At 39.1% G+C, this 20,720-nt stretch carries 23 protein-coding genes and 1 pseudogene; 4 read left to right on the plus strand and 20 right to left on the minus strand.

Annotation, left to right across the window (positions count from 1 at the left end; all coding sequences use genetic code 11):
• Window positions 1–134 precede the first annotated feature (134 nt).
• Genes WHS63_RS01410 through pdxH form a run of 4 tightly spaced genes read left to right on the plus strand, consistent with a single transcriptional unit; the run spans window position 135 to window position 3,046 of the window.
• Window positions 135–563 carry a DUF4783 domain-containing protein gene (locus tag WHS63_RS01410; protein WP_445203573.1) on the plus strand — a complete coding sequence of 143 codons (429 nt, stop codon included), beginning with the start codon at window positions 135–137 and terminating at the stop codon, window positions 561–563.
• 4 nt (window positions 564–567) lie between these two features.
• Window positions 568–1,419 (plus strand): carboxylating nicotinate-nucleotide diphosphorylase, encoded by an 852-nt coding sequence (gene nadC, locus WHS63_RS01415; RefSeq protein WP_445203574.1) that lies wholly within the window; start codon window positions 568–570, stop codon window positions 1,417–1,419.
• A gap of 3 nt (window positions 1,420–1,422) precedes the next feature.
• The gene (locus tag WHS63_RS01420) at window positions 1,423–2,385 is read left to right on the plus strand and encodes a YihY/virulence factor BrkB family protein (protein WP_445203575.1); all 963 of its coding nucleotides are present in this window, start codon (window positions 1,423–1,425) and stop codon (window positions 2,383–2,385) included.
• 16 nt (window positions 2,386–2,401) lie between these two features.
• On the plus strand, window positions 2,402–3,046 hold the full coding sequence (pdxH, locus tag WHS63_RS01425) for a pyridoxamine 5'-phosphate oxidase (protein WP_445203576.1): 645 nt from the start codon (window positions 2,402–2,404) through the stop codon (window positions 3,044–3,046).
• Here pdxH and WHS63_RS01430 read toward each other — a convergent pair.
• The 20 genes and pseudogenes from WHS63_RS01430 to WHS63_RS01525 form a co-directional block, all read right to left on the minus strand.
• Entirely contained in the window at window positions 3,043–6,840 is a 3,798-nt protein-coding gene (locus WHS63_RS01430) for a PAS domain S-box protein (protein WP_445203577.1), read from the minus strand. The two genes, pdxH and WHS63_RS01430, sit on opposite strands and share 4 nt — an antisense overlap.
• 136 nt (window positions 6,841–6,976) lie before the next feature.
• Window positions 6,977–7,447, minus strand: a complete 471-nt coding sequence (locus WHS63_RS01435; protein WP_445199622.1) for an HAD family hydrolase — start codon at window positions 7,445–7,447, stop codon at window positions 6,977–6,979.
• 6 nt (window positions 7,448–7,453) lie between these two features.
• Window positions 7,454–7,921, minus strand: a complete 468-nt coding sequence (locus WHS63_RS01440; RefSeq protein WP_445199623.1) for a CYTH domain-containing protein — start codon at window positions 7,919–7,921, stop codon at window positions 7,454–7,456.
• 57 nt (window positions 7,922–7,978) lie between these two features.
• Window positions 7,979–9,037, minus strand: coding sequence for an ACR3 family arsenite efflux transporter (gene arsB / locus WHS63_RS01445; protein ID WP_445201609.1), 1,059 nt, complete (start codon window positions 9,035–9,037; stop codon window positions 7,979–7,981).
• A 3-nt stretch (window positions 9,038–9,040) separates the two neighbouring features.
• Entirely contained in the window at window positions 9,041–9,454 is a 414-nt protein-coding gene (locus tag WHS63_RS01450) for an arsenate reductase ArsC (RefSeq protein ID WP_445199625.1), read from the minus strand.
• Window positions 9,455–9,467: 13 nt separating this feature from the next.
• On the minus strand, window positions 9,468–9,884 hold the full coding sequence (locus tag WHS63_RS01455; RefSeq protein ID WP_445199626.1) for a rhodanese-like domain-containing protein: 417 nt from the start codon (window positions 9,882–9,884) through the stop codon (window positions 9,468–9,470).
• Window positions 9,885–9,896: 12 nt separating this feature from the next.
• Window positions 9,897–10,184: a hypothetical protein gene (locus WHS63_RS01460; protein WP_445199627.1), complete on the minus strand. Its 288-nt coding sequence runs from the start codon at window positions 10,182–10,184 to the stop codon at window positions 9,897–9,899.
• Between the two features lie 18 nt (window positions 10,185–10,202).
• Window positions 10,203–10,532: an ArsR/SmtB family transcription factor gene (locus tag WHS63_RS01465; protein ID WP_445199628.1), complete on the minus strand. Its 330-nt coding sequence runs from the start codon at window positions 10,530–10,532 to the stop codon at window positions 10,203–10,205.
• A 1,050-nt stretch (window positions 10,533–11,582) separates the two neighbouring features.
• Window positions 11,583–12,224, minus strand: a complete 642-nt coding sequence (locus WHS63_RS01470) for a CPBP family glutamic-type intramembrane protease (protein WP_445201995.1) — start codon at window positions 12,222–12,224, stop codon at window positions 11,583–11,585.
• Between the two features lie 61 nt (window positions 12,225–12,285).
• Window positions 12,286–12,420 (minus strand): bacteriocin, encoded by a 135-nt coding sequence (locus WHS63_RS01475; RefSeq protein ID WP_445201996.1) that lies wholly within the window; start codon window positions 12,418–12,420, stop codon window positions 12,286–12,288.
• A gap of 15 nt (window positions 12,421–12,435) precedes the next feature.
• Complete coding sequence (locus tag WHS63_RS01480; protein ID WP_445201997.1) at window positions 12,436–12,609, minus strand: hypothetical protein; 174 nt, start codon at window positions 12,607–12,609, stop codon at window positions 12,436–12,438.
• Window positions 12,610–12,969: 360 nt separating this feature from the next.
• Window positions 12,970–14,316 (minus strand): annotated as a pseudogene (locus WHS63_RS01485) (IS5 family transposase).
• Window positions 14,317–14,580: 264 nt separating this feature from the next.
• A complete protein-coding gene (locus WHS63_RS01490; protein WP_445203578.1) occupies window positions 14,581–15,150 on the minus strand; it encodes a DUF3267 domain-containing protein in 570 nt (189 codons plus the stop codon).
• A gap of 61 nt (window positions 15,151–15,211) precedes the next feature.
• Window positions 15,212–15,430, minus strand: coding sequence for a hypothetical protein (locus WHS63_RS01495; RefSeq protein WP_445203579.1), 219 nt, complete (start codon window positions 15,428–15,430; stop codon window positions 15,212–15,214).
• A gap of 57 nt (window positions 15,431–15,487) precedes the next feature.
• Window positions 15,488–15,760 (minus strand): hypothetical protein, encoded by a 273-nt coding sequence (locus tag WHS63_RS01500; protein WP_445203580.1) that lies wholly within the window; start codon window positions 15,758–15,760, stop codon window positions 15,488–15,490.
• Window positions 15,761–16,247: 487 nt separating this feature from the next.
• Window positions 16,248–16,475, minus strand: a complete 228-nt coding sequence (locus tag WHS63_RS01505) for a hypothetical protein (RefSeq protein WP_445198648.1) — start codon at window positions 16,473–16,475, stop codon at window positions 16,248–16,250.
• A gap of 6 nt (window positions 16,476–16,481) precedes the next feature.
• Window positions 16,482–16,667 carry a hypothetical protein gene (locus tag WHS63_RS01510; RefSeq protein ID WP_445198649.1) on the minus strand — a complete coding sequence of 62 codons (186 nt, stop codon included), beginning with the start codon at window positions 16,665–16,667 and terminating at the stop codon, window positions 16,482–16,484.
• A 12-nt stretch (window positions 16,668–16,679) separates the two neighbouring features.
• On the minus strand, window positions 16,680–17,054 hold the full coding sequence (locus WHS63_RS01515; protein WP_445198650.1) for an HTH domain-containing protein: 375 nt from the start codon (window positions 17,052–17,054) through the stop codon (window positions 16,680–16,682).
• A 7-nt stretch (window positions 17,055–17,061) separates the two neighbouring features.
• Window positions 17,062–19,221, minus strand: a complete 2,160-nt coding sequence (locus WHS63_RS01520) for a peptidase domain-containing ABC transporter (RefSeq protein ID WP_445198651.1) — start codon at window positions 19,219–19,221, stop codon at window positions 17,062–17,064.
• Window positions 19,222–19,226: 5 nt separating this feature from the next.
• Window positions 19,227–20,405, minus strand: coding sequence for an HlyD family secretion protein (locus WHS63_RS01525; protein ID WP_445198652.1), 1,179 nt, complete (start codon window positions 20,403–20,405; stop codon window positions 19,227–19,229).
• Window positions 20,406–20,720: the final 315 nt, after the last annotated feature.

Here is a 20,720-nt window from a genome sequence, read left to right on the forward strand (position 1 = left end):
TTAAAATTGTTTAACTTTGGATTTGTTCTTGTATTTTTATTTGATTATGCTTTTATTTGGCTTACAATTTGTAGCTATCGAATGCTGAAATGAGTTCAAATTTTTGGGAAAATGTTGAAATGAAAATACCGCACATGTTACGTAAATCATTAGTTTATTTCATATCGGCTTTGCTTCTCATGGCTTCAAAGGCCGATACTTTAGTTTATCAGGATTCACCTGAAACAATTGTTAAAAAGAGCGCCGAGGCCCTTGAAAAGGGCGATGTTGATAACTTAACCCGATATTTTTTCAAAACTGTTGAGATTGATTTGCTTGGCGATGAAAACTTTTACAGCCAAGCTCAAGCGGTTTTACTGCTACGATCATTCTTTGAAAAGAATATTCCGGTTAAGTTTACCGTAAACCATCAGGGAGCAAAGGATTTGACAGCTTTTGCTATTGGTACACTTCAGTGTAAGAACGGGCTATTCCGGGTATCTATATTCATGAAAACTGAGCAGGGTAAAACCTATATTCATCAGTTCCGAATTGAGCCAGAAACAGCCATTAATCCAAAGTAAGATCATGACCCCATACGACCAACTTATTGATAGGCTAATTGACTTAGCCATTGCTGAGGACTTAGGCGATGGCGACCACTCTTCCCTTTCCTGTATACCATACGATGCGGTGGGTGCTGTGCAGCTCATGATGAAGCAGGAGGGTGTAATTGCAGGCTTACGGGTTGCTGAGCGCATATACAAGCGTATTGATGGAAATATCAGCATTAACTTTTTAAAATCCGATGGCGAATTTCTCCAACCTGGCGATATCGCTTTTAGGGCTTACGGCAGGGTTCATGCACTTTTACAGGCTGAGAGGATTGTGCTTAATGTGCTTCAGCGTATGAGCGGCGTTGCTACCCAAACCCGGGAGTATGTTAAACTTTGCGAGGGCACAAAAGCTAAAGTGCTCGATACCCGCAAAACCACTCCCGGTATGCGTATTCTCGATAAAATGGCCGTTGCCATTGGTGGCGGTTTGAATCACAGGATGGGACTTTTTGATATGATTATGCTTAAGGATAACCATATCGACTTTGCAGGAGGGATTGAGCAAGCAATTAGTATGGCTAATGAATACCTTGCCAAAACCGGACGGAACCTGGATATTGAGGTTGAAACACGTAGTTTAAACGACGTGGAAACTGTGCTGCGCGTTGGTGGAGTGCGTCGTATTATGCTCGATAATTTTACAGTTAGCGATACCCGCAAAGCGGTTGAAATGGTTAATGGACGTTTTGAAACGGAGTCGTCAGGGGGTATAAATCTATCTACAATCCGTGATTACGCTCTCTGTGGGGTCGATTACATTTCGGTGGGGGCAATAACTCATCAAATTAAAAGTATCGACATGAACCTCAAAAAAGTGGAATAGGGTATGGCAAAACCTTTCGGGAAAATCAGCGCAATGGGGAAAGTGTTGCGTATTTGGGCTGTCTTGTTCCGGGGAAGGTTAAAACGTTTTACGGTGCCAAGCCTACACGGGGTTCCGGTGGTAGATGTAATTCGATATTTTTTCCGCGGCATTGTAAATGGTGCTATTACTACAAGGGCATCGGCCGTGGCCTTTAGCTTTTTTCTGGCAACGGTTCCCCTGCTAATTTTTATCTTCACGCTTATTCCATACCTACCACTTGAAAATTTTCAGTTTCAGCTGCTACAGCTGGCAAAGGGGATTATGCCAACCTACGCCTACCAAACGGTTGAGGCAACTTTGGTTGAGGTGGTTACCACTAAGAGTTCCGGTTTACTTTCGTTTGGTTTCCTTGCGGCCATATTTTTCAGCCACAACGGTGTAAGCGCCCTTATTGATGCGTTCAATGCCACATACCATACAATTGAAACCCGTAGCTTTGTTGAGCAACACCTAATTGCACTGCTTTTAACCTTTCTGTTGCCATTAATAGTGATACTTGGTATTGTGCTGCTGTTTTTTGGGGAGACCCTATTGAACATTTTGGGCAACTGGGGTGTTTTACATTCATCGTCGATTTTGTTTATCGCTATGATTATTAAGTGGTTGCTTGCCGTGCTGGTTTTCTTTTTTGGCATATCGCTGGTATATTACCTTGCCCCGTCGCGCAAGGACAAGTTTAGCTTTTTCTCACCCGGAGCCATACTTGCAACCGTACTCATAATTCTTACCTCCTTTGCCTTTTCATACTATGTGAACCGTTTTGGACAGTATAATAAGTTTTATGGTTCACTGGGAGGGCTAATAGCTTTTCAGCTTTGGCTCTACTTTAATGCATTTGGGTTGATACTTGGTTTCGACCTAAATGCCAGTATCAGAAGCGCCATTAATGGTCGTAGGCAGCGAATCGACATACAGATGGATTAATTTTAATGATGATGTCATGAGCCCTAAAGACCTTAACGCACTCAGACACGAGTATTCCTTGAAGTCGCTCAGCGAGAACGATGTTAAGCCTACACCCATTGAACAATTCGACCTTTGGCTTAGCCAGGCAATTGAATCTGGAGTTCCTGAGCCTAACGCCATGACCCTTGCCACCTCAACCTTCGATGGCAAGCCTTCGGCAAGAGTGGTTCTGCTTAAGCATTACGATGATAAAGGAATGTCCTTTTTTACAAACTATGAAAGCCGAAAGGCAAAAAATATATTGCAGAACCCATACGGTGCCCTTGTATTTTACTGGCCTGAGCTTGAGCGACAGGTAAGGATTGAAGGTAAAATCCACAAGGCTACCGATGCCGAAAGCGACAGGTACTTTAAGACACGACCCGAAGCCAGCAAAATTGGGGCTTGGGCATCGCCTCAGAGCTCAGTGATTCCCAACCGCAAGTATCTGGAACGCTTAATGGCCGATTTTGAGGAAGAATTTAAAGGGAAAACCGTAAAACGCCCGCCCAACTGGGGTGGATACAATCTAGTGCCTACACTTTTTGAATTCTGGCAGGGGCGTCCCAACCGTTTACACGACAGGATACAGTACACGCTGATAAATAATCAATGGAAAATTGAGCGCTTAGCTCCTTAGTGATTATCGGATTTCTTTTCTATTAAGTTTAAAATTTTCTGGATGAGCAGGGGTGAGTCGATGGGTTTGGTTACGTAATCGTCGCAGCCGCTCTCTATACTCTTGTTAAACTCTGACTGGAGCGCATACGCTGTTTGGGCAATAATGGGCAAATCGGGGCGCAGGCGTTTGAACTCCGCAGCTATTGTGTAACCATCGGCATCGGGAAGCCTGATGTCGAGCAGAACAACGCTAATATCCTTATGCTTTTTGAATAGCACTCGTGCCTCGCGTGCATTATGTGCAAAAAGAGTTTTTGCACCAGTTGGTTCAAGTAAGCGTTCAAAGTAAAGCCTAATCTCACTGATATCTTCCACAACTAATATCTTTTTGCCTTTTAGCAACTCCGACGATAGGTTTTTTTGTTCCTCTTTTTTTAAGCTCTTACCACTCTCTGTACCTTCCTGAAAAGGAATTGTGAAGTAGAATGTTGAGCCTTGACCCTCAGCGCTTTCTACCCAAATATGTCCTCCTAGTAGGTCGACTAATCCTTTGGATATGGCTAATCCTAATCCGCTACCACCGTAAATACGGGTATAGGTATCGTCGGCTTGCCGGAAACGCTCAAAAATAAGAGCCTGTTTTTCGGGCGATATACCAATTCCAGTATCCTGAACATAGCACTGGATGTAGGGCATATCTTCATCTATCATGAGGGTATATCCAAATCGGATATGGCCAGCTGGTGTAAACTTAATGGCATTGCTCAGCAAATTGTTAAGGACTTGCCTTACCCTCACGGGATCGGAATATACAGTAAATGGTGATTCCTGTGGCATTTCGGGCTTAAACAGGAGGGTTTTTTGATCGGCTTTCCGTGTGAGCTGGTTGGAGTAAATGGTGTAGAGCTCCTGCAAAAGTTCGTTAAAATCGAATGAAGTTTTGTTGATTCTTATTTGGTTGGACTGAATCTTTGAGATATCAATAATGTCTTCAATTAAGGCAAGAAGCTGGTTTCCGCTATTTTCAATCAGTTCAATGTATTGCTTTCCGGTTTCAGTAATACTTTCCTCTGCTTTAAGCAGTTGGATAAATCCAAGCACTGCATTCATGGGCGAGCGGATTTCGTGGCTCATGTTTGAGAGGAACGCCGTTTTTAACCTGTCCGACTCCTCGGCCTGTTCCTTAGCCCTTATAAGCTCCTGTTCAATTAACTTGCGCTCAGTAATATCGTTAGCAATTCCCACCGATGCAATTGGCTCGTTGAACTCGTTGTATACCGGTGAGGTGGAGAGGAATATTGGGAAGATTGTTCCATCCTTTCGCACATTAAGAATCTCGCCTTTCCATCCCCCTTTCTGGGTAGCTGAATGAATCTCCTTGCTGAGGTCGGAGTCGAAACCTATTGGTCTGATTAAGTTAATGTTTTTTCCCAGTATTTCCGTTTGGCTATAGCCATAAACTTTAGTGAAGGCAGGATTGACGTATATAAAATTCCCATCGAGGTCAGTGATTGATATGCTGTCGTTGGCATTCATTATGGTTTGTGCCAGAATCCGTATCTCCTCCTCGAATTTCTTTTGTTGGGTGATATCGCGCAGCAGTACCAGGAATATCTTTTCACCGGCAGGAACTATGCGAGCCTCGTAGTAAAATATGGAATTTTCTTGCTTGAACGAGTACTCAAACCTTTGAAGTTTCCCGGTTATTGAAGCATAGCTAAGCGCCTCGGAGTATTTTTCGTAAATGGATGATGGGAAAATTTCCGCAATGCTTTTGCCCAGGTGAAGGTTTGTTATTTCTGGATAAAATGCTGTATCGGTTGGGGCAAAGTCGATAAGGATGCCTTCGCGGTTAAGCCGGAACAGATGGTCAGGTATTGCTAAGAGCATGGCTCTGAACTTAGCCTCGCTTTCAGTAAGTTCATCTATGGCAACTTTACGATCGGTTACGTCTGTCAGCATACCATCAAAGTATGTGGCATCGGGGTTTTCGGTAACATTGGGCTGGAGAATATTTTGAACCCATATGGTGGAGCCGTCGGCCCTCAACATTTCAACCTCAATGGGTAGTTTGGCAGTTGAGCAGTCAACCAACCACTTGTCAAAATCTCTAAGGAACGATTTAATATTACTGCCGGTGGCCGCTTGTGAGCTACTAAACCCAAAAATTTCAGCAAATGCGGGATTGCAGTAAACAATTTGCCCGTTGCTAAGAATTCGGTAAAGACCCACAGGAATCTGCTCAGTAAGTGTACGGTACTTTTCCTCGCTTTCGCGGAGCACTGCCTCGGCATTTTTCCGGTCGGTTATATCGTGACACATGGCAAAAATAACCGATAGCCCAAAGTAGTCGCCTCGGTTAAAAACCATATCAATAGGAACATGATCATTGTTTTTCTTAATCCCCCAAAATTCCATTTTTTGGGTATGACCCTGGTATGCAAGCCTTACAGAACGGGTAACCTCCTCGAGCGATGTTTGTGTATTATCGGTAATTTCATGAATAGTTTTTCCGAGTAGTTCATCCTTGCTGTATCCGAAGAGTATTAGTCCGCTTTTATTGGCATCAAGAATTACGCCGCTTGAGTCAATAATAAGAATGCCTTCGCTTGAGTTGTTGAATAATCCCTTGTAGCTTTCCTCGCTCTCTTTTATGGCCTTTTCGGCCTGTTTTCTTATGGTGATATCGCGGATGAAAACAATATCGATCTTTTCACCCGCCTGATCGACTAAATTTACGTTAAATTCAACATTAATTTCCTCATTTTGGCTCGACACGAGAATGGTTTCGTAAATTGTTGGCTCAGGGTTACCCGCAAGGCGGTTTTTATATCGCTGGAGCAGAAATTCTTTCTGGCTTGGATGTATAAACTTAGTTATTGGTTGGTTAAGGAACTCTTCGGGTTTGGCCTTTAGAATCTCAATGATACGGGGATTCCCGTAGATTACGATTCCTTCCTTTACAAATACAATACCATCGTTGGAGTGTTCAACTAGAATCCTATACATCTCCATCGATTCCTTAAGGGCCTCTTCGGCTTGCTTGGCTCGGCTTATATCGGTTGAAATAACCATTATGCCATACTTCCCGTTTGGAAAAATAACCCTGGTTTCGTGAAGTTGGACATAGCGCTTACTGCCGTCTTTTCGAATGTTATAGACCTCAGTGATTAGGGATTCGCCTCGCAGTATCTTTTTGATATTGGTATCTACCTGCTCCGCTAGCTCCTTGGGCGCAAGGTCGTGAAAGCGCATTTTTAGGAACTCGTCGCGAGTGTAGCCTAAAATATCGGTAGCGGCAGAATTGGTGTATATTATGTTCCCTTCATCGTCGCTGAGGAGAACGCCGTTAGGCGATTGCTCAAAGATTATTCTCCAAGCCTGTTCCTCGGTTATAATCTTTTTAAGCCTGACATGGTTTGTGTCAAAGTTGCTGCTGGCAAAACTTTCAGCTTTTTGTATCTGCTTTTTGAGCAGCTGTAGCTGAATAGCGAGCTCTAGTTCTTTCCCTGAAAAATTAGGCTCAATGTGTAAACTCTCAGGCAGTTTTGCTATTTGGCTGGCAATTTCATTGTAATGTTTTCCGGAAAAGAAAAGTATCACCCCGTCGTAGTCGTCAGTTTTCTCTTTTAGTTTTAGGTACGTTTTTTCATTGTCCAGACCTACTATGGCAATATTAAAGATAGGTAGCTCAATATCGGAGGAAATTCTATCCAAGGTTAGGCACGAATAACCCTTTGCTTCCAGTATTGTTTCAAATTTATCAACCGGAAGAATCTGATTAATAATAAGTAACGCAACCTTCGATGCCAACTCCTATTAGTTTTTCATGCGTGTAATATATGGTATTTTTACGTTTATTAACAAATTTAAGGCTCCTTTTTGGTGTGTTTTTTACCGAAAAGGACTAATGGTTGACAAATGCTGGAGTTGGATTGATTAATTGCGTTTACCTTCTAAGAGTAGCTACCAAACGGTTGGGATTAAGTAAAAGATCGAGTGCGTGGTTTACATTGTAGCATACAATTGAAGCCTGCTTCAGGGAAAGCGTTGAAGCACCTTCTGCTTGAATTGTTGCAATACTCAAGGCGGCATGCTTTAGCATTTGCCAATCGTTGTAACCATTGCCAATAGTGGCGCATTTATTTTTCCCAAGCTCATTTATGTAGATTTTTTTCTGCTTGTCCTGCCGCCCCTTTTCAAGTACCTTAACTTTACAGTCAATACCTCTTAGTTCGTGGGTTGCAGTACCAAAGGTATCGGCGGTAATCACATGAACCATCAGCTGAGTTGATAATTGCTGCAAGCGTTCTCTTACCCCTTCAATCAATTTGCCATCAATGGCAAGAGTGCCGTTAAAGTCGAGCACCAAGTGCTCAATCCGTAGAGTTTTTCTACCGGGTATCTCAATGATTATCATGGTCAATCATTTTTTCCAGCTAGAGTATGGGTTTTCAGATAGATACGAATTGTAATATCTATAATCGTCGGTTACTTCAATGGTTATCCAGTGGGGTACCGTAAATTTTTCGTCCTCTGAGCCAAGTTCAATCTCTGCAAGTACTAGTCCAGCGTTTTCGCCTTCAAACACATCAACCTCCCAGGTTTTGCTATTATGAACAATTAGGTATCTGTTTTTTTTGATAACTGCTTTACAAAACTTGGTAAGCAGTTCATTGGCCTTACCGGTAGGTATTTCAAACTCAATCTCCTCGCGGGATATCCCTTGAACTTTGCCTTTAATGGTCATAAAGGCTTTATCGGCCCAAACTCTTACCCTTATAGTTTGCTCAGGGTTTGTGCTAAGATAACCCTGTACAATTCTTATAGGGTTTGGTTTGTCTAGTTTCTCCCATTTAGGGAGATCAACCAAAAATTTACGCTCAATTTCCATACAGTAAAAATAAAAAAAGCCCGCCCATATAGCGGGCCTTATATAGCTTTTTGTGGGTTAAAAAAATCTTTTTTTGAAGTAGAATGCAACATTTACAAGTCCAATCATCACAGGAACTTCAACCAGTGGGCCAATTACGGCAGCAAAGGCTTCGCCTGAACTGATACCAAAAACAGCAATGGCAACGGCTATGGCAAGCTCAAAATTGTTGCTAGCAGCAGTAAAGGAGAGAGTGGTGGTTTGCTCGTACGTGGCACCTGCTTTTCGGCTCATGAAGAAGGATACAAGGAACATTATTACGAAATATGCGAGCAGAGGAATAGCAATAAGCACAACATCCATGGGGATTTTTACTATGTATTCCCCTTTAAGGGAGAACATTACAAAAATCGTAAAGAGTAACGCAATTAAAGTTAATGGGCTTATTTTAGGTATAAATTTGGTGTTAAACCAATTATCGCCCTTTAACCTAACTAGGGTAAAACGTGTAATAAAACCAGCAATGAAAGGTATCCCAAGGTAAATAAAAACACTTTCAGCTATTTGGCCAATGGTAATTTGTTCAACAGAGTTGTTGGTGGGTATTCCAAACCAGCCGGGTAGTATGGCTATAAATACATAAGCGTATACTGAGTAAAAGAGAACCTGAAAGATAGAGTTAAAAGCAACCAAGCCAGCCGCATACTCAGTATCGCCTTTGGCCAAATCGTTCCAAACAATAACCATAGCAATGCAACGTGCAAGCCCTATCATTATGATGCCGTACATGTATTGCAGGTTGGTTTCGCTGGGGAACAGCTTGTAAAAAGTTATTGCTAGTGCAAACATGAGTACTGGCCCTATGAGCCAATTCTGAACAAGCGAAAGCGAAAGAATTCTGTAATTTCGGAAAACATCGCCAAGCTCCTCATACTTTACTTTAGCAAGGGGCGGATACATCATTAGTATTAGTCCAATTGCAATGGGAATATTGGTTGTGCTTTCGGGCGAAGGTTTCAATGAATCCCAAAAATCAGCTATTCCCGGGAAAAAGTGGCCACTTAGTACACCTATGGCCATTGCCAAAAAAATCCACAGGGTTAAGTACCTGTCCAGAAACTTCAGACGTTTTTTCATGAATCAAATTGTTTTAGTAAACTCACTAAACCTATCCTTAATCTCGTCTCTAACTTTTCGGAATACCGCCATTACCTCCTCAGGTGTTCCTTTTGCTTCGGCCGGATCCTCAAAACCAATGTGAAGCCTATGCTTTACTTTACCCAGGAATGCCGGACAGGTTTCCTTGGCATTATCGCAAACCGTAATCACGTAATCCCATTCCTGGCCAATAAACTGGTCAACCAGTTTGGGTTTGTTTTTGCTAATATCAATGCCCACCTCGGCCATCACCTTTACGGCGTTTGGGTTTACCTGTGCGGCCGGTTCTGTTCCGGCCGATTCAACGGTTAGCTGTTTATCGAACGATTTCAGAAATCCTTCAGCCATCTGGCTTCGACAGCTGTTGCCTGTGCATAAAATCAGTATTCTTGTCATTTTGATATAAAGTTTACTTAAACCTTGGCCTTAGCTGACACATACAGGAGCCATCGAGGCGTTCCTTGTTGTTGATTACTAATGGAAGCCCATCGCGTTCCCACTCAACAATACCGCCGGCAAGGTTAGCAATTAATGTGAAACCTCTGGCAATAAGTATTTCCATTGCTTCGTGGCTTCGCAACCCTGTTGAGTCGGCAATTACTAGCGGGAAATCAGTGGGAAGTAACCCTAGGTTCTGCTTTAGCTCACTTAAAGGTAAGTAGATAACCTTGGGTACGTCGAAGCGTTTGTAGCCTGTAAGGTTCTCTTCCCTAACATCAACAATTATGGCTTTCCCCGTTTTAGCCTCGTAGTAAGCATCGCGTGGGGTTAGGTTGAGAAAACCTCCGCTCATAAAACCATTACCGGAAAAGGGATTGGCTTCCATGGCATTCTGTTTTTAGCCGCAGCAACTACCGCTTTTTTTCAGGCCATTCATCAGGAATCCAAACCCGTTATGGTCGAGGGTAACCTCGGCAAGGGTTTCAGCTAATGAATCTTCAATGTAGAAATCTACACCATCGATGCTAGTGGCAGTTTCGCCGGGCTGTGGTGCGCTTGCAACATCCATTTGCACTGAAGGGCCACAGCATCCCTGCGTGCTGTATATACGGATTCCCTTTGAGTTTTCATCAATGGTTTCTAAAACCTTTAATAGTTCTTCCTTTGCTTTTACTGATAGTTTCATAGTTAAATTATTTATGGATTAAATCTCACAATTTACTGATGCGCTCCTTACTTTACCGAAAAAGGAGTCAAACTCATCGAGGTATTTATGTATGCTCTCCGAGCAGAGGCAGTAGTTTATCCGTAGTCCATCAATTTCGCCATGTATGAGCCCTAGTTCCTTTAGCTCCTTTAAATGCTGCGAAACGGTAGTGCGGCTAAGCGGCAGGTTCTGCGAAATATCGCCCGATATGCATGTCCTGGTTTCGGCAAGGTACTGGAGTATTGCCAACCGAGCTGGATGCGAAATGGCCCTGGCAAACCTTGCCAATTCCTGCAGCTTCTCGTCAAAAACTTCTGACTTATTCATACCATTGTATTTATGTCGTAAACATACGACATATTTTTGGCTTAAACAACAATTCAGGTAAAATGTTTCAAACAAATTTTAAGATATTGATTAGTATATATACAGTTCTTCCCTCGCTCAAAATCTGCGATTTTTTTAATCCATAAGTGGCGGACTCTGCCCACATACTTTACAATCGGTAAGTTTTCCGTTTAGGGTATATGTAAATTATTTCAATTAGAGTTGAATTTCCTAATGTTTGAGACGGAAATTTATATACGATGAAGATTATTATGCTGAAAACTTCCGAGCAAGGGGAATAGAACCAAAATGGACCTACAATCAATTGGCAAACAAGGAGAGCAGAAACTCAAACGAAGCCAAACTGAACAGAGTTAACTTGCAAAATGACTTGCAGAAATGGGTTGTTCAGATGTAGGCGAAATGGACAAAATTCAGGCTATTTTATTTTTAGTGATTTTCAAAAAAAACTTATAGTTAATAGTCATACATTTAAATATCTGCTAAGCATAAACGTGCTTGTCTGGGGAGTAGCCTGTAAGGAATACCCATATAGACTGAATTGTTCATGAAGGCTGGCACCTGTTAGCCATTAATATTGACTATCCCAAGAACTGATGCCTTATAAAACTCATTTAAAAGCTCTTCTTTATGTTTTCGACTTGAACCTTTGCAATAAAAGCAAATTTTTCATTCAAGGCTTTCAAATCCTCCAAAGTTCGATATTTATTGGAGTTAAACAATATGTAAGCCTGAAATATGTCCATTAAGCCACCAAAAAAGGCATTTTACGTTGTGGCATCATCGATAAGAATACATCTAAAGTATGACCGATATGGTCGAACTACTTCGTAGCACAAACAGGATATACAAAATACAGGCTGGAGGACCTCCCGGTCTGCTCCGATTAAACCTGATTTAGACAGGGGACCTATTTAAAAAAAATTAATAACCCATAAACTGAGCATTAAAGAGAGTGAAACTTAAAATCTCGACTTTTGTCAGTTAATAGTGATTCCCTTACTCAAATTGCATTGAAATATTATTGATTTATATTGTACCAATAGCAAATAAATTAATGATCATGTGAAATATGATGGAATAAATTATTCCGAATTTTATTCTAATATAACCAAAAAACGCGCCCATTAAAATTTGTGGAAACACTAGAAATGGTATCCATAAATACAAAAAGCCATCGATACCATTATAGTTTTTGAAATGCATTAAACCAAAAATTATTGCAATTGCATAGAAGTAAATTGAATAATATTTTGTAATTATACTTCTTATTTCAAATGATCTTGATAAAAATAACACTGCTAATATTGATAAAGTAAATAATATTATACTGAAATAATAGTTTGACTTTAACAGATTGTAAGTGCTCAAAATAAGTGTGATAGATGAAAAAATAATTAAATTTCTTTTATTTATTATTAATATTAATCTAAAAAGTAATTCTTCAATAATAGGGACTATAAACAATGCAAGCACTATTTTGGGAAATAATTCTAAATTCACCTGTTTTTGGGTTATATTAAAAATAGAATTTATGATTTTAATAAAAACCCCCACTGGCAACAATATTAAATAGTAGGAAAATAATAAAGTAAAAAAATATTTCCAATCTATTTTATTTTGTTTGTTTACAATGTATGGTTTTTTTAAAAATTCAATAAAATGGGACATAATAATAAAATTATGACAAAATTAATAAAAATGGTATTCCTTGATGGGATACCATTTTGTTTTACCAAAAGAGAAGGAAAATACCAATAGCTTCTAACCCTTTTCTTATACCAACACCAATTTCATGACCTAAGTTATAAGTCTTTTCATTGCCGCCAGTTATTTCAATAAGTTCTTCTTTAGTTAGATTTTTCATGGTAAAAAAATTACGTTAGAAACCAAAAAGACCAGCAATAAAGCCACCCCAAAAAGAACCGTATGCATCAATTACTTTAGCATTTGCTGAAATTGAACTGCTATCCATATACCAAGACACAGGTACATTACCCCCATTTATATCCTTTTTTTCGACTTGGGATAATTCAGTAATTTTTGTTTGTTCCATATTAATAGAAATTAATAGTGTTTAAAAATGGCAAACCCTCTTTCTTTATCCTGCCGAGGTTAGCAGTGTAACGTTACAGTTGCAAAATTAGGAGTGTTCCGTACGGAAAACAAGAACGGAAGTGAAACACCCCCATTTTTTTCAACTAATTCTTTTTGGCTTAGGGGTTTCATGGTACAACCCAACGAAATATCGAAAGGGTACTCGTAATAAAAGGTTGTGCTTGTCTTGGAGTATGCAATTGGCGCACCATTCGATTTTAACTCATCAATAACTTCGTAAAGCCTTGTTCGACTTATTCCTAGTTTTGTAGCAAACTCATCAGGAGTGCTGGTTCGCTGTTCCTTAACTAGTCGCCCCTTAAAAAGTCGGATTTAAATTTTTTCTTGAGAATAGAAAAACATGGAAAGGGGAAAGGAGTGCATGTAAAAAGAAAAATAGTGTTTGGAAGAAATGGGAAATTTTTTTCTTCCACCTGTTCATAACCCTTTTGAAGTTAAATGCTGCGGCTGCCAGCATGATATTGATGTTATCGCCTAATACCCCCTTGTAAAAGTTGCGGCTGAGGCGATGATCGGCCTTCAGGTGTCCTATGATGGGCTCAATCCCGGCACGTTTCTTGTGCCTTTCGCTTAGCTTTCTGCGCTGGTAGTAACTCGCTGACCTGCATGGGGTTGACGGAATTAGAACCTCCGTATCCCCTAGCTGTTTACAGCACTTGTACCCCCTGTCTACCTTCACCCTTTGCGGCATTCTTCCCGTTAGCCGTTCTACCTGCTCAAGCGTTGGCTTTAGCGTATGCCCATCGTACTGGTCCCTGAACCCTAGCGCCCCCACTATAACCCCGCTGTCGGTCTTTGCAAACGATGCCTTGTTGCCAAACTCATACTTCTTGTGCTCCTTCCCCTTGGAAATGCACACCACCTCGGGCTCATGGATGGAGTAAACCTTTTTCTTACTGTCCTTCCGTTGCATCAAAACCTGCGAAAATAGCTGTAAATCTGCTTGATACCTGCTGTTGGGTGTAAGTTTCCGTTCCAGCTCCCGCACCAGGCGACCGGCTATCGTCCTCACCTTCCTATCGGCTTTCTGCGCCTTCGATCTGTTCCGGGGGTGGTTCCTGAACCGTTGCGCCTGGCCTAGCTTTTTGAGTGTCCTGCTGTAGCTCTGCCGTAACTCAATACCCTCCTTCTGGGCAATGGCCTTGCATTTCTGTATGATCTTCCTGTGCAGCTTCGCATCCGTGGGGAATGTGATGTTTTTCTCCTGAACGGTGGTGTCCACGTTTACGTTTGAGTCCAGGGAATCCTTACCGTTGACCCGAATGCTCTCCTTTAAAATCAGCTCCACCCCGCTTTCGCCTATCCGCTTTCTAAAATGCACTAGCTCAGAGGCTTCACATGGCACTGTCGGTACAAATGAATTCTCGCCCGTAAAGTATTGGAAATAGCTGTTTTCGCTCCATTGCCCCACCACCGACTAATCCGACAGGTTGCATACATGCTTCAGGATGAGAAGGCCCACCATTAAGCGAATGGGTTTGGCTGGTCGCCCATTATCCGCACAGTACAGCCCTCTGAAGGCCTTCTCGAAAGTATCCCACTGGATCTGGTTGGCCAGTAAAAATAGGGGGTGTTTGGGGTTTAGGGTATCCCTTGACGAGAAAAACAAGCTCCCCTGACTTTGATCTTTTCCCTTTTGTGCCATATTAAAAAGTATTGCAAGGTTTATGAGTCAAATTTACTAAATCTTGCAAATATTTTACCGAAAAACACCTATTATATTATTAACAGTCAATATGTTAATGTGTAAATATGGGCCGACTAATTATGTATGAAATAGTAGGGGGTACAAAATAGTTAATTTGATTATAACTGGATGCTAAAATTACTTAACAATAAAACTCTGCTCTATGATTCTGTGTTTAACGTTTAGCACAATTTATATTGTAAGGGTTCAGATATTGTAAAGTTATTCCTTTGAAACCTTTCTAAAATAAAGATTAGTACCATTATATCTAAATTGATTACCTTCTGTTATACTTAATATTTTAAAAAAAGTAATTAAATCTATACCTGAGCCTATAAGATTATACAATGAAATATAAGCAATAGTTTCACTATTAATAAAATAAAGGAAAAAGTATGGGATTATCGTTAAAAGCAAGAATGGCAAAATTATTGTAATTAAAAGTCTTTTTTTGCTAAAAATTTCACTTGAAGACACATAGAATACACCTTTTTTCCATGAAAAACCTATAACAGTATTGTTTAAGGATGGAAAAAATATTATATGAGAAATTTCATGTAAAGGTATTACAAGAAGAAACAAAATAATTTTTTTATATACGTAAAAATCAAGTGTCTTACATAAGGTTGTTGTTTTAATGATAAAAGAAAAGATACCTGCTAAAATAATCCCTAAGACAATTCCGGCCGCATATAACCCCTTGCCAGTTTCAATTTTTTCTGATAAAATCCATCCCTCATTTTTTTGAACTAAGCTTTTATCTTCAATTGGCTCCACTATTAAAAATTTCATAGTACATAAATTTAAATAATGCTGTGATATATAAAACTCACAGCATTATTATTAATTATACTTAATGTCTAAAACTTGGACTTGGCATACCTTCATATGTCCCATTAGCAGAAGCATTAATGTATCCTTCTACTGCTGCAATATACGCCGCTTTTGCAGCATCATAAACAATGCCACCAACTATTGCTCCCGCAAAGAAAACCCAAATATTGCCACCTTCTGTACTATTTTTTTCAACCGTGCTCAATTCCTGAACACCATAACATTCTATATTAACCATAGCAAAAATACTTTTTATTGTTAAAAAATCAAACCCTCTTTCTTTATCCTGCCGAGGTTAGCAGTGTAACGTTACAGTTGCAAAATTAGGAGTGTTCCGTACGGAAAACAAGAACGGAAGTGAAACACCCCCATTTTTTTCAACTAATTCTTTTTGGCTAAGGGGTTTCATGGTACAACCCAACGAAATATCGAAAGGGTACTCGTAATAAAAGGTTGTGCTTGTCTTGGAGTATGCAATTGGCGCACCATTCGATTTTAACTCATCAATAACTTCGTAAAGCCTTGTTCGACTTATTCCTAGTAGTGTAGTAAACTCATATGTGCCCATGCTCGTCGAAGTTACGCTACTCTAAACTTCGCCGAGCGAGGGTTCGTTCCTTTTTATTTTTTTACAGCAGTGACTTAACGTGGCATTTTCAGTTTTTATTTTATCGATTTACGCTCTTATATGATAAATATGAAACCAATACGCCTAATGATAATGCCAATAAAGACCACGATAACTCGTTAATATCAAAATTCCGTCTTAACAGAATACTAATGACTATGCCAATTGCAACAAAAACTACAGAGGAGAGGGCTCTCTTTGCGTTAAACAGCGACACGCCTAAGTAAATTAACATAGTAATGAAGAAAAATATTACGGAGTAAAAATTTCTTTCGTAAAAATATATTTGCCAAAATATTATTGCTACTATTAGCAGGCATATGATGATAATTTGAAGTGATTTATTTTTCATTTACAATGTGGGTTTTGGTTTATAAAATCAGATAATTTTTCAAAAATAATGAAAAATTATCTGAAATGAAAAAAATTACATAATTGAACTTCGACCACTTATCGTTTCTAAATATGCACCTCCATATCTGGTTTGATCTTCATTTGGTACATTGTTATCTATTGAAGATAATATATAACCAAGCCAGTATGATAACCATGTCCCACCATTAATGTTTAACATATCTGTAGCATTAAGTGGTTCCAAATACTGCATTTCTCTTGCTTTAATTTTTTGCAATGTGGGGTTCTTTTGTGTGTTCATACCTATTTATTTTTTATTTTGTTTAGCATCATTCCATCCTTCCCAAAAATCTGCAGGTGCGTTCCTGTCCAGAAGTTCGCTTACAATAACTCCTGCTAATAACCACAACAAAGGGTTACCCCCTTCAATCTCAACAATTTCTTTGGCATTTAATTGTTGTACGCCAAATTTGTTCAAAGATAGTTGTTCCATTTTAATTTAGTTTTAAAAGGTTAGTAATTTTGCCATCCAAATTTGGTTGTGTTTTTGTAACGTTACAGTTGCAAAGTTAGGTGCGTTCCGTCCGGAAAACAGGAACGGAAGTGAAGCGCCCCCATTTTTTTCAACTAATTCTTTTCGGCTAAGGGGTTTCATGGTGCATTTCAACGATATATCAAAAGAGTACTCATAGAAAAAAGTTTCACGTGACTTAGAGTACACAATTGGAGCTCCTCGCGATTTTAACTCATCAATAACTTCGTAAAGCCTTGTTCGACTTATTCCTAGTTTTGCAGCAAACTCATCAGGAGTGCCGGTTCGCTGTTCCTTAATTAAGCAGTGCATTTTTTCGATACGCACTAAGTACTCAAAAAATTTCATAACTTTTTTAATTTTCAATTATATGTTTTTCAACTGTTTGATGTTGCCACATGCGGCAAAACTGCCCATTACTATGTATTAGTTCCTTAAATACTCCTTGCTCTACGACCTTGCCATTGTCAAGAACTATAATATTATCGGCCATAGCAATGGTTGATAGCCTATGGGCAATAACAATTACGGTTTTCCCTTTTTGCCTCATCAACTCAACGGTATGCTGCACAAAACTTTCGGCAATGGAGTCCAGCGATGAGGTTGCTTCGTCGAGTATTAGTATCTCAGGATTTTTATATAGTGCACGGGCAATGGCAATGCGCTGCTTTTGCCCGCCCGACAATGATGTACCGTGCTCGCCAATGTAGGTATTAAACCTATTGGGTAGGCTCTCTATAAACTCAATCATACCTAGCTGGGTGCAAATCTCAATAATCCTCTGAATGTTTGGGTTAAACTCCCCCACTGCAATATTCTCAACTATTGTTCCTGCAAATAAGTCGATATTTTGCGGTACAGCCACCACTGCATCGCGTAACGATTCGTTGGTAAAGTACCGTAAATCAAACTTTCCTATGTAAATATTTCCGCTTTGTAATGGATATATATTCTGCAACAGCGATGTTAGGGTAGTTTTCCCTGAACCACTCTCGCCAACTACAGCGGTAACTTTTCCCTTTGGTATATGCAGGTTTAACGCCTTAAAAACCTCCACCCTTGTTCCGTAGCGGAAATCAACATTTTTAAAGGTAATATCGCCAACGTGCTCAGCGGTGAATTCTATTTTGTTTTTTTCATCCTCCACTTCTAAGTCAAAAATTTCGAACAACCTATCCGATGCAATTTTAGCATCTTGGTAAGTTTTATTAAAACCAATAATACTGGTTACTGGAGAAGTAAGATAGCCTATTAAGGAGTAAAATGAAAGAAGTTCGCCAGGGGTAATTGTGCTTTCTAGAACAAAACCAGCACCAACCCAAAGCAGAACAATGGTAATTACCTGTGATATTAAACCTGAAACATTGTTGGAATATATTGAGTTAATTCCGGATTTATATAATGGTTTTAGCAAATTAACAAATCGCATTTCGGTTTTTAAGTTGGAGTAACCTTCAAGCCCAAACCTCTTTATAGTTGATATAGAATTTAGGGATTCAACCAAGTGCGATTCTAACTCTGCTGAATTTTCCATAATGCTCCTTTGTACCTTACGGTTTAGCCTATTAATTATCATATAGGTAATGATATATAGCGGCATTACTAAAAGCATAATTACAGCCAACTTCCAGTAAAATGTGAACATCAGCATAAACGATGCAATTAGAATTAAAACGTTTACAATTAGATTAACGGTTACCTCGTTCACAAATAACCGAATTTTCACTGCATCATTAATTCTTGATATTATTTCGCCAACTCTCATTGTGTCGAAAAAGGACTGAGGCAGCCTTAGCAAATGCTGGTAGTATCCCAGAATTAGCGTAGCATCTATCCTCTGCCCAATTTTTAAAACAAAAACCGACTGGAATATGTTTAGCAAGAACCTTACCCCAATTATTATTAGCATTGCAATCCCTAAAAGATTCAGTAAATTTGCATTGTTACTTGGAATAGCATAATCAACTATTTTCCCCACATAAATTGAAGTTGATAAGCCCAAAACCGCATATAGAACTGCTCCAATAATTGCTTGGGTTAATACGCCCTTGTAAGGCTTTATAAGATTCCAGAATCTAAAAGATGATGAAACTTTTTCGGATTTGGGTTTAAATGTTTCACCTGGCACAAGAAGGATTAATACACCTGTCCATGACTTTTTGAATTCTTCGTGCGGTATTTTATGGAACCTACCATCGCCGGGATCCATTACTTCAATGTATTTTTTGGTTGTTTTAGTTATTACAACAAAATGTTGTAGAACTTCTTTAACAACCACATGTGCGATTGAAGGTTTTGGTATCTTGAAAAGGCTATCGAAATCGCCTCTAACGCCTTTTGCATGGAAACCCATTTTTTGAGCCGCCTCTATCATTCCTAAAACATTGGTGCCTTTTCTATCGGTACCAGCGAACTGACGAATTTTTGCTATAGGTAAATTCAACTTATAATGCGCTGCAACTGAAGCCAAACAGGCTGCACCACAATCAGTAATATCTCTTTGTTTTACTCTCATTTCCGCTATTTCATTTCAGTGTATGGATTAAACCATCTATCAACTTTATCAAAAAGTAAATCATATACACTACGCTCTGTTACTATTATTCTTGATGATATTGTCATACCCTTTTTTATGTATCCTTTAAAACCGTTTTGAAGTGTTAAATAGTTTTTTGATAATTTGCACTTAACAATAAAGTACATATTATTCTGCCCATCACTTACTATATCATCAGAAACCTCCTTTATGGTTGCAGGCAGCAAACCCCATTGGTTATAATTGAAAGCATCCACCTGTATTTTCACATCCTGATTAACCCGTATAAAACCGATGTCGCTGGGTTGCACATAGCAAACTGCAATTAACTCGCAATCGGGCGACAACTCTGCAATTATTTGATTGGCATAAATAATACTACCTACTTGCAACTCATTACATTGTTGAATAGTTCCGCTCAAAGTCGCCGTAATAAAATGCTTGCTAAGTTCATTATATGCTGTTTCTATTTCGGATTCAATCTTTGGAATTTGGTTGGTAATCTCGGCTAGGCTTGCTTGCCAGCTGGCTAACTGCTGGCTTATAAATTGATTTCGAAGTAAAATCTCATTGTCCAAGTTGTACTTACTTGTTTCATAATCGACCTCGGCAATTATTTTTTGCTTGTATAAAAGGGTGTTTCGGCTATGTTCTTTTTTCAACTTTTCAATCCGATTACTTTGTGTTGATATTTGACGCTGAAAACTACTTACCTCAAGCATATATTTGGAAGTTACCAAACTCTTTGGATTGAACTTTTGTAGTAAAAAATTATGCTCAATAAGTAAACCCAAATCGTTCTGATATGATTTTAACTCACCAAGATTAAACTCTAAAGTTTTAATTTTAGAACTAATGGGTATGGTGTCTATTACTAGGATTGTATCGCCTGCACTTACCCTTAAATTATTTTTTAGTTTAGTGTAAATGACCTTACCCCCATATGGTAAGACAATATTCTGCTTTTCAATGCTTGGCTTAATCAATCCTGATGTTCGAATAGTAACGTCTACCAAAATAAATGGCATAGATGCTAGAGTTCCTATTATTATCATTATGATTAACCAATAGATTTTTTTGCTTCTTTTCGAGATGGAATGTAAATAACCCTCTACAGAATTTTGTATAACAAATCCAGGAAAAACTCTTTTTAATTCTGTCATATATTCAATGTTTTTTAAATTCCTATCAAGGTTTTTGCTTAAAAAGAGAATACGTATCAAAGATTTCTAGTAAATAGATAGATTTACATGACAATATTTGAAGTGATGTTCTTTTATTATTCTTTTGTTTATCAATATCTGGCAAACATTATACTATAATGCAAATCATTTACATTATTATTGTAGTATTGTGTTGCAAATTTACCCCCCCCCCGCATCAATGCGCCAAATTTATTAATATGTTTTATAACATGATTCAGAATGTTAAAATATGTTAATGATAAATAAAGTTGATGATTTACCATATAAACTTTA

This window comes from Tenuifilum sp. (assembly GCF_037481895.1).
GTDB classification, from domain to species: domain Bacteria; phylum Bacteroidota; class Bacteroidia; order Bacteroidales; family Tenuifilaceae; genus Tenuifilum; species Tenuifilum osseticum.